Source organism: Rhodococcus sp. CX (assembly GCF_015865005.1).
Lineage (GTDB): Bacteria > Actinomycetota > Actinomycetes > Mycobacteriales > Mycobacteriaceae > Rhodococcus.
The window spans coordinates 1-9,638 of record NZ_JADZGH010000214.1 but is presented as its reverse complement, the minus strand read 5'-3'; the positions used below and the strand labels follow the sequence as shown (position 1 = coordinate 9,638).

Genomic DNA, 9,638 nt, shown 5'->3' with positions numbered 1-9,638 from the left:
GATCACCCCGCCCGCCACGATCGAGATCCTGCGCCACAGCCGCGGGCAGGTCGACGCACAGGTGCTGCCCCGGGTCGGGCACTTCGATTTCATGGACGCAGTGCCGCCGGGTGTCGAACCGGATCCGGCGCTGGATCGGGCCGCGTTCTTGCGGGATCTGGGCGAGAGCACCGTCGCGACGCTTTCGCCCTGACCCGGTGACCGCCTGGCTGTCCCTAGCGCAGGAGACGATGCAACTCCACACCACCCAGCACACCGTCCTCGATCGTCGCGGTCATGTACGTGCAATACGGCTGCCGACGCCGATCCGTCGGCGAGCCCGGATTGAGCAGGCGCAAACCACCGGGGGCCGTGGTGTCCCACGGAATATGGGAATGGCCGAACACCAGTACATCCGTGTCCGGATAGGCCGCCGCCATGCGCTTCTCCCTGCCCGCCGAGGGCCCGGTCTCGTGCACCACAGCGAGCCGAACACCGTCGAGCGTCACCCGAGCGATCTCCGGAAGCCGTTCCCGCAAGGCAGGCCCGTCGTTGTTGCCCCAGCACGCGACGAGTCGTGCGGCGCGTTCCTCCAGAGCGCTCAACAATCCGATCTCGATCCAGTCACCGGCGTGGACGACGACGTCGGCGCGGTCCACCTCGTTCCACACCTCGTCGGGCAACCGGCGCGCACGGGCAGGGACGTGGGTGTCGGCCAGTAGCAACAACCTCATGGGCCCAGTGTGCCGCTCCCGCCCTGGGGTACACCCCGAACATGACCGTTCCAGCACACGACAGACTCGCCGTCATCACGGGCGCGGACTCCGGCATAGGCAAGGCCACCGCCGAACTGCTCGCCTCCGAGGGATTCGACGTCGGCATCACGTTCCATACCGACGAGGCCGGCGCCGACGACACCCGTGCCGCCGTCGAGCAACGCGGAAGACGGTGCTTCGTCACCCGCCAGGACCTGACGAGCCCGGACACCGCCGATGCGATCGACGACCTCGCACGGCAACTCGGTGGGCTCGGCGTACTGGTGAACAATGCCGGCACCGGACATCGCGACGGAGTCCTCGACCTGTCCTACGACCGGTGGCGGGAAATGCTTGCCACCGACCTCGACGGACCGTTCCTGTGCGCACAACGAGCAGCACGGCACATGGTCGACGCCGGCCGGGGAGGACGGATCATCAACATCACGAGCGTCCACGAACACGTACCGCGTTTCGGTGCGTCCGCGTACTGTACGGCCAAGGCGGGACTGGGGATGCTGACCCGTTGTCTCGCACTCGAACTCGCGCGGCACGGCATCACCGTCAAATCGGTCGCTCCGGGTGAGATCGCCACCCCGATGACCGGCATGGACGAATCCGAGGCCTTCCACGAGGATCGTCCGGGCAACCCGACCGGCCGCCCCGGTCACGTCAACGAGGTCGCGTCCGTCGTCGCGTTTCTGGCGTCGCCGCGCGCGTCGTATCTGACCGGCCGTTCGATTCCGGTCGACGGTGGTCTGATGCTCATGGCCGCGCACGGACACGACATGAACGACGGCAGTTGGCGCGAACTCTGACTAGCTCTCGGCCCGACCCCGCGCCCACGCGGCCCACAGGGTGGCGTAGCGACCGCCGCTGCGGAGAAGCGCGTCGTGCGAGCCCTGCTCGACGATTGCGCCGCGGTCCATCAGCACGATCCGATCGGCGGTGGCGGCCTGGCTGAGCCGGTGCGCGACGATCAGCGCCGAACGCCCCTCGAGCGCCGCCTCGGCGGACGCCTCGAGCAGGCTCGCGCCGGCACTGCCGGCATCGGCGGTGGCCTCGTCGAGGATCACCAGCGCCGGATCGAGCAGCACCAGCCGTGCCAGCGCGACCTGCTGGACCTGCATCGGCGACAGGTCGTGTCCGCCGTCACCAACGATCGTCTCGAGCCCGTCGGGTAGCAGTTCCACCCACTCCCACGCGTGGATCCGGCGCAGGGCGTCGCGGATCTGCTCGTCGGTGGCGTCCGGTGCGGCCATCCGCAGGTCGTCGGCGAGCGAACCCGCGAACACGTGCGTTTCCTGCGTCACCAGCGCGACGCGGCGTGCACGCTCCGATTCGTCGAGTTCCGCGAGGTCGGCACCACCGAAGCGCACCGCCCCGCGCACGGGCCGGTGGATGCCGGCGAGAACCGCCGCGAGGGTGGTCTTGCCCGCGCCGGACGCACCGACCAGCGCGACGTGCTCACCGTCCGCGATCGTCAGCGACACCCCGTCGAGCACCGGGTCCTTCCCCGGGTACGCGAACGTGATGTCCTGCGCTTCGAGCGCCCGGCCCTGCGGCACCGGCGTCGACGCGGCCGCGGTCCGATCGGATCCGAAGCGTTCACCTTCGACGGTCACTCCGACGATGCGCACCAGCGACGCCGCCGCGGACTGCAGGTCGTCGGTCACCATCAGCAGTTCACCGATCGGCCCGAACAGCCGCAGGAAGAACAGCATCGCCGCGGTCGCGGCGCCGACGGTGAGCCCCTCGTTCCCGACGAGCATGTAGCCGACGACGAGAATGGTTGCCATACCGACGAATTCGGCGAGATTGATGCCCGCGAAGAAGCGGTTCTGCACGACGCGGGCGCGCAGCGTCCAGCGCACGACCCCCCACGAGCGTCCCTCGATCTCGGTGAGCAGCCGTCCGGTCAGGCCGAACGCGCGTGCCGAGTCGAGGCCGCGGATCGCGCCGAGCACCTCGTGTGCGCGTTTCGCCATCGCAGCACGCTCCCCCGTGTAGACCGGCGGTGCCTCCCGCACGTACCGCCGCACCGTGAAGATGTGCACCGGCAGCACGACCACGACGACGGCGAGAAACCGCCAGTCCAACGCGGCGAGTCCGACGACGGTCGCGGCGATGGTGAACACCGATGTCGAGATCGCCGGAACACCCTGGGAGATGGCGGTGCTCACGACCTCGACGTCGTCGGTGGCACGCGACACCAGGTCTCCGCTGCCCGCAGCCTCGACCCGCGAGAGCGGCAGCCGCAGCGCCGAGGCCAGCATGCGTTCGCGCAACCGGGCGAGGACCGTCTCGAACAACTGGGCCGAGGCGGCGACACCGGCGCCGGTGAGCCCGGCACCCGCGACGGTGGCGACGACCATGAGAATCGCGAGCCGCCACACATCGCCGGCGTCGCCGCCGTCGATGGCGATGTCGACGATCCGGCCGAGCGCCCACGGCATCACCAGCCCGAGCGCAGCGGCCGCGACCAGCAGCGCGACGACGCCGATCAGGCGTGCGCGGCTGCCGGACAGGGCGGCGAAGAAGTGCGCGGCGGTGGTGCGGGCGTCGGCGATGGGGAGCGGACCGGCCGGTGCGGTCTCGTGGATCGCGGTGCTGGTCATCGGTGGGCCTCCACGGGCGTACCGGCCGGGACGGCCGAGGACAGTGCGGGTGCGTCGTCGGCGGCTCCGCGGTGGACCAGTCGTCCCTCGGCGAGGACGATCACCTCGTCCGCTGCGGCGAGATGCGCCGGGGCGTCGGTGAACACCAGGGTCAGTCCGTCGGCGCGGGCCTGCCCCAGCCGCTCGGCGACATTCGATTCCGTGACGGAGTCGACCGCCGTGGTGGGGTCGACCAGCACGAGCACCGAGGAGTCCGCGGCGATCGCCCGGGCCAGTGCGACGCGCTGCCGCTGACCACCGGACAGCAACCGGCCCGCCTCCCCCACCGGGGTGTCGAGGCCGTCGGGGAGCACCTCGACGACGTCGTCACAAGCGGCGGCGAACACGGCACGGGTGATGCGGGTGTCGCGATCCGCGGCCTCCGGATCGACGGCGGCGGCGATGTTGTCGAGCACGGATCCCTCGAAGAGAGCCGCGTGGTGCGGGGCGACGCGCACGGTGGCGATCGCGGTGTCCTCGTCGAGATCGAACAGGTCGGTCTCGCCGATCCGGACGGCGCCTTTCTCGGGCGTGGCCGACCGGGACAGCACCTCGACGAGCGAGGCGGTCGTCGGAGCGTCGGCCACCACCGCGACGAGTCCGGTCGCGGGCAGTTCGAGATCGAGGTCCCGGACCGGTCCGTGGGCGAGGCCGTCGAAACGGAGCTGGCCGGCGGTCGCGGCGGCGGTACCGATCGAGGTCGCGGGCGGTGCCTGCAGCACGGTGAGGACGCGGAGTGCGGAGGCGAGCGCGCCGGCCCACACGGCACCGGCGTTGGTGCCGAGGGCGCTGAGAGGCCCCATCACGAACTGGGTCAGGCCGACGACGGTGATCAGCTGACCGACGGTCAGGCCGCCGCTGACCGCCATCAGACCGGCGGCGACACCGATGGTAACGACGAACAGACCCGACACCGATTCCATGGCGGCGAGGTAGGCACCCTCGGAACGGGAGGCGGCGAGCACTCCGCGCAGGGCGCGCCGGCTCGCCTCGAAGTAGCGGTGGGCGGCGACCTCCTCGGCGCCGATGCCCTTGACCACCCGAAAGCCGGTGACGAGATCGGTGGCGGTGCCGGCCGCTTCGCCGGCCATCTCCTGCTGGTGCTCGCTGCGCGCCCGCAGCGGGCCACCGGCCTTGTCGAGGATCCACAGGATCGTGGGGGCACCCACCAGGACCGCGACACCGAGCGGCCCCGAGATGGTCAGCAGCACGATGCCGGTGAACACGACCGCGGCGATCTGTCCGATCGGGTACACGCCGATCGCGCAGGCCATCGCAAGGCGCTGCACGTCCGAGGTCGCGATCGACAGGGACACACCGGGAAGTCGTGCGGGCCCGGCCATTCCGCGCGGGTCGAGGATCCGGTCGGTGACCCGGGTGCGCAGCTGGTGCTGCACCGCCTGCATACCGAGCAGCCCGAGCCGGGATCCGAAGCGGAAGGAGAACGAGAGCATCGCGAACACCGCGCCGAGCACCACCAGCCACAGCAGCAGCTGGGTGCCGTCGTGGGTGGCGATGGCCCTGTCGATCGCCATACCCATGACGACCGGGACCAGTGCCTCGCCGATCTGGTGGCCGATCATCAGCACCGCGGCGGGCACGGTCATCCGTCGTGCCGCGAAGATCGTGCGGACCGCGAGTCGGCGGGCGGTGGTGGCGTCGTCGACGCGGATCGGCGGGGTCGCCACCGGTCGGTCGCTACTGAACGTCAGCGGGCGCAGCTTCATGGCTCCTCGGGGGGGTTGTGGCACCTGGCGGTTCCGGTCAGGCGTCGTCGCCCTCGTCGTCGTGGTGGTCGAGATTGACGACTCCGCGCTTCCAGTAGCCGTCGATGTCGACCCGTTCCTTCGGCAGACCCAGCTCGCGGCGGAAGTACCGGCGGATCGGCTTGAGTGAGGTGGCTTCGCCTGCGGCCCACACGAAGTAGGGGTCGGCGGGAAGCTCGACAGCGCGGATCGCCTCGATGAGCAGTTCGGTGCTGCCGGGTGCAGCGCTGCCGCGGTGCAGGTAGGTCAGCCGCGTTTCGGCGGACCGCTCCAAGTCGAGTTCGTCGCTCGCGTCGCGGACCTCGACGAAGGCCTGGATCCGGGCGGTCGCGGGGAGTTCCTCGAGCCAGCGGGCGAGCGCAGGCAGGGCCGTCTCGTCCGCGGCGAGGATGTAGGCGGGGTATCCGGTGGGGACCAGGATCGACCCGCGGGGGCCGAGCACGCCGAGGGGTGCTCCGGCTTCGGCGGTCGCGGCCCAGCGGCCCCCGGTGCCGTGCTCGTGCAGCACGAAGTCGAGGGTGAGTTCACCGGCCTCGGGATCGAACGCGCGAACCGTGTAGTCGCGGAACTCGAGACGCCGGCCGTCGGGTTCGATCCACTTGCCGTCGCCTTCGATCTCGGGCATCGCGACGTCGCCGGTTTCGTCGGGGAAGAACAGCTTCACATGGTCGGTGGGCCGCCCGGTGCCGTGCGGGAAGCCGGCGATCTCCGGACCGCCGACGACGATGCGCCGCATCCGCGGGGTCAGGTCGACCGTGCGCAGAACCGTCAGCCGACGGGGCACGAGATCGTGCATCACGATCTTCTCGGTCAGGTCGTCGAGGCTCTCCGCCGCGGTCATCCGGGTGCTCCGTTCTTCGAGGGGTGGGGTGGGCGAGGCGCCGCCGGACGCGTACGTGCCGTCGCCCGGGATATGGGGCGACGGCACGAAACTACGTCACGGCTGAGCGTCGGCTCCCTTGTCGACAGCAGCCGAGAACTGCGGGCCGTACTCCTCGATGACCCACTTCAGGCTGATCGGGGACGGGAACGCAGCGGCGCGGGGGGTGCCGTCCTCGCTCGGGGTGATCACGACGGATCCGCGCTGGACGACCGGGAGTGCGGTCCACACCGGGTTGGTGTCGAACACCGAGGTGTCGGCGGTGTTCGGCACGACCCACAGCATGTCGGCGTCGAGCTTGGACGCCTCCTCCCAGCTGATCTGGCCCTTGCCCCAGTTGCAGTCGACGGTCTGCGCGTAGTCGCTGAGCGTCATGCCGAGCGAGGTGAGCACGCGGGCCATGTTGTCGTCGTTGGAACACAGGACCCACAGGCCCTCCGCGGACGGGGACACGACCGCGTTGAAGGTCTTGCCCTCGAGTTGCGGGTTCTGCGACTTGACCTGGGCGACAGCGGCTTCCGTCTCGGCGATGGCCTCGTCGGCCTCGGCGGTGCGTCCGACGGCCTCACCGATGCGGCGGGTGCTGTCCTGCCACGAGTCGGAGTTGGCTTCCTCGGTGTAGTGGACGACCGGCGCGATGGCGCTGAGCTTGGCGTAGACGTCCTCGTCCAGCCCGTAGAACGTGGTCGCGACCAGCAGATCGGGGTCGAGGGCGGCGATCGCCTCGAAGTTGACCTCGTCGTTGTCGTCGGTCACCGCGATGGCTTCGATGTCGGCCGGGAAGTGTCCCTGCTCCCACGGGTAGCCGGCGGGCACGTCGAGACCCGGATCCGGATACGCGATCGTGTCGACACCGATCGACGCCAGGATGTCGGCGTCGGTCTCGGACAGCGCCAGCACCCGCTCGGGCTGCTCCTCGATGACCGCGTCACCGAAGGCGCCGTCGATCGTCACCGTGGTCCAGTCCGAGTCACCGCTGCCGGAGGCCGTGTCGTCGGAGTTGCTCGAACATGCCACGGGCAGCGTCACCACTGCGGCGAGCGCCATCAGCCGCGCGGCCAGGCCTCGGGAAGCACTGATCTTCATTCGTCACTCTCAGGTCAGGTTAGGTTAGGGTCAGTTAAGGAACGCCTCACAGTAGCAGCAGTGGGCGATCCGTCTCAATCGCTACAGTTGCCGGGTTGAATCACAAGCCCGACAAGCCGAATCACTCGAGATAGCCCGCGCGGCCGGCGAAGAAATCCTTTGCGTCGACCTCGGTTCCGTCGTCCAGACGCAGGCGCTCGAGTACCAGTGCGGGGTTCCCACCGTTCCACGCGTCCGGGCCGCACACGACCGCGATGCCGTTGCCCTCGGGGACCGTGACACGGCCGGGCGTGCCGCCGAAGAGCCGCGGCGAGACCGAGGCCTTCAGGACACGCAGGCGCTCGCCCTTGTAGTAGGTGAACGCGTTCGGATACGGATCCGCCTGCGCCCGCACCAGGCGCTCGATGGCGTCGGCCGGCCACCGGAAGTCGATGTGGCTGTCGCGCTCGGACCGCTTGTGGAAGTAGGTCGCCTGCGCGGGATCCTGCGCGGTGAAGTCGGTGCGCCCGGATTCGAGCAGATCCAGCGCGTGCAGGAGCACCGGCTCGATGAGATCGACCGTCGCGTGGAACAGATCCGTGGTGGTGTCCTGCGGACCGACCGCGACGGCCTGCTGCGCGACGATCGGGCCGCCGTCGAGGGAATCGTCCATCAGGTGCGCGGTGACACCGACGTGGGACTCACCGTTGATGAGCGCCCAGATGAGCGGCGAGAAGCCCGCGTACTTCGGCAGCAGCGAATCGTGCACGTTGAGCGTGCCGAACCGGGGCGCCTGGTAGATCTCCCGCGGCAGCCAGGTGCGCCAATTGTTCGCGATGATCAGATCGGCGTCGGCGTCGCGCACCGCCTGGATCAGCGCGTCGTCGGGACGCTTGCCGACGAACACCGGGATGCCGTTCTCCCGGGCCAGATCCTCGACGGAGTCGGACCACATCTGCTCGTACGGATGGTCGCTCGGCGGGTGCGTCACCGACAGCACCACCTCGTGCTTGGAGCCGAGCAGCGCCGACAGCGTCCGATGGCCCCAGGTCTGGTAGCCGAAGGTGATCACTCGCATGGTTTTTCGCTTCTCCTCTGGTTGCGGCCGACGCGTGTCGGCTCGATTCGTACGGCCCGGGTCGCCGGGCCGGATGGGTCAGTCGACGGCGAGCGGCAGTCCCGTGTGGTCCGCCCACCAGCGCTGCCAGCGGTCCAGAGCCGGACCGGTGTTCAGGTGTTCGTGGTCGATGTCGACGGCGAGCATCTCGACCGGTCCGGCGAAGTACTCCGACCACCGCTCGCATCCGCCGCCGCCCTCGGCGGCGTGTTCGGCGCCGATGACGACATGCCCGCGGGCACGCACGAGCCCGTGGGTGGGTTCGGTACCCATCAACCGCAGGCAGCGGTCGAACGAGTCCATGAGCGCCGCCGCGTCCCGGTCACCGAGCACCGACAGCGGACCTGCGCAGGCGCGGTTGCGGGCCTGGACCGAGGCACGGGTCTCCCCCGCGATCTCCTCGAGGCCGGCGAACTCGGCGAAGGCACGGACCACGTCGGCCTCGCGTTCCTCGTCGGTGCGCATCCGCACCCTCCCCTCCGCGACCGGCGGCGAGTCGAGGATCGTCACGTCGGCGACCGCGAGTCCACGCGATTCGAGTTCCCGGGCCACCGCGAACGCGATGTGTCCGCCGTACGACCAGCCCATCAGGTGGTAGGGGCCGTCCGGCTGGGACTGCACGACGACGTCCGCGTAGGCGACGGCGAGTTCGGTCGCGGTCGCGAAGTCCCGCCCGTCGCGGGCGTGCGCGGGATCCTGCAGGCCGATCACCCGGACGTCGTCCGCCATCCGCGACGCGAACTCCGCGTACACGGTCGAGTAGCCGGAGGCCGCGTGCACCGCGAAGACGGTGTGACCGCCGTCGCGGCCCGGGGCCAGGACCACCGGGATGCCGTCGCCGCCGCGCACGCCGATCGAGGCACGGCCGGCGATCTCGCCGACGAGACCGGCGATCGTCGGGTTCTCGAACACCGAACGCAGCGCCAGCGCGATGCCGAAGTCGTCGTCGATCGCCGCAACCAGCCGGGCCGCGGCGAGCGAATGACCACCGAGTTCGAAGAAGTTGTCGTCCACGGAGATTCGCGTGTCCTCGGGCAGCGCGAGGATCCGGACGATGTGCCGGGCCAGCACGTTCTCCTGATAGGTGTGCGGCAGTCTGCCCGAACCCACTGCGAGCGGGGCGATCTCGGGCAGTGCGGCGACGTCCGCCTTGCCGTTGACCGTGGTCGGGATCGCGTCCACCACACCGATCGCCGCGGGAACCATGTACTCGGGCAACCGCGCCGACAGGAACGCACGCACCTCGTCGACGAGCGTGTCCGCGCGATCGGGTTCGAGTGCGGTGACGTAGGCCGCGAGGGTGTTCTGCCCGTCCGGACGACGGCGGGCGACGACGACGGCGGTGCGCACACCGGGGCAATCGGTGATCGCGGCGCGGATTTCGTCGAGTTCCACCCGGAACCCACGAATCTTCACCTG

General features: G+C 70.0%; 9 protein-coding genes. 2 read left to right on the top strand and 7 right to left on the bottom strand.

The genetic code is table 11. The features are described from left to right. On the top strand, positions 1–193 hold a 193-nt coding region (locus I0Q12_RS23545), incomplete at its 5' end, for a hypothetical protein (protein WP_197255259.1). Between the two features lie 22 nt (positions 194–215). On the opposite strand, the gene I0Q12_RS23540 is transcribed toward I0Q12_RS23545, so the two are convergent. Then, complete coding sequence (locus tag I0Q12_RS23540; RefSeq protein WP_197255257.1) at positions 216–713, bottom strand: metallophosphoesterase; 498 nt, start codon at positions 711–713, stop codon at positions 216–218. A gap of 41 nt (positions 714–754) precedes the next feature. On the opposite strand from I0Q12_RS23540, the gene I0Q12_RS23535 reads away from it, so the two are divergent. Beyond that, on the top strand, positions 755–1,552 hold the full coding sequence (locus tag I0Q12_RS23535; protein ID WP_197255255.1) for an SDR family oxidoreductase: 798 nt from the start codon (positions 755–757) through the stop codon (positions 1,550–1,552). Here the strand turns inward: I0Q12_RS23535 and I0Q12_RS23530 are convergent, their stop codons facing one another. The 6 genes from I0Q12_RS23530 to I0Q12_RS23505 form a co-directional block, all read right to left on the bottom strand. Then, complete coding sequence (locus tag I0Q12_RS23530; protein WP_197255253.1) at positions 1,553–3,352, bottom strand: ABC transporter ATP-binding protein; 1,800 nt, start codon at positions 3,350–3,352, stop codon at positions 1,553–1,555. Beyond that, entirely contained in the window at positions 3,349–5,118 is a 1,770-nt protein-coding gene (locus I0Q12_RS23525) for an ABC transporter ATP-binding protein (protein ID WP_197255251.1), read from the bottom strand. Before I0Q12_RS23525 ends, I0Q12_RS23530 begins: the two co-directional genes overlap by 4 nt. Before the next feature lie 37 nt (positions 5,119–5,155). After that, positions 5,156–6,085 (bottom strand): siderophore-interacting protein, encoded by a 930-nt coding sequence (locus I0Q12_RS23520; protein ID WP_307846461.1) that lies wholly within the window; start codon positions 6,083–6,085, stop codon positions 5,156–5,158. 9 nt (positions 6,086–6,094) lie between these two features. Then, positions 6,095–7,123 (bottom strand): iron-siderophore ABC transporter substrate-binding protein, encoded by a 1,029-nt coding sequence (locus I0Q12_RS23515; protein ID WP_197255249.1) that lies wholly within the window; start codon positions 7,121–7,123, stop codon positions 6,095–6,097. 121 nt (positions 7,124–7,244) lie between these two features. Next, positions 7,245–8,180 carry a methionyl-tRNA formyltransferase gene (locus tag I0Q12_RS23510; RefSeq protein ID WP_197255247.1) on the bottom strand — a complete coding sequence of 312 codons (936 nt, stop codon included), beginning with the start codon at positions 8,178–8,180 and terminating at the stop codon, positions 7,245–7,247. A 78-nt stretch (positions 8,181–8,258) separates the two neighbouring features. Continuing rightward, positions 8,259–9,638, bottom strand: a 1,380-nt coding sequence (locus I0Q12_RS23505) for an alpha/beta fold hydrolase (RefSeq protein ID WP_231611297.1), incomplete at its 5' end; no start/stop codon positions are given.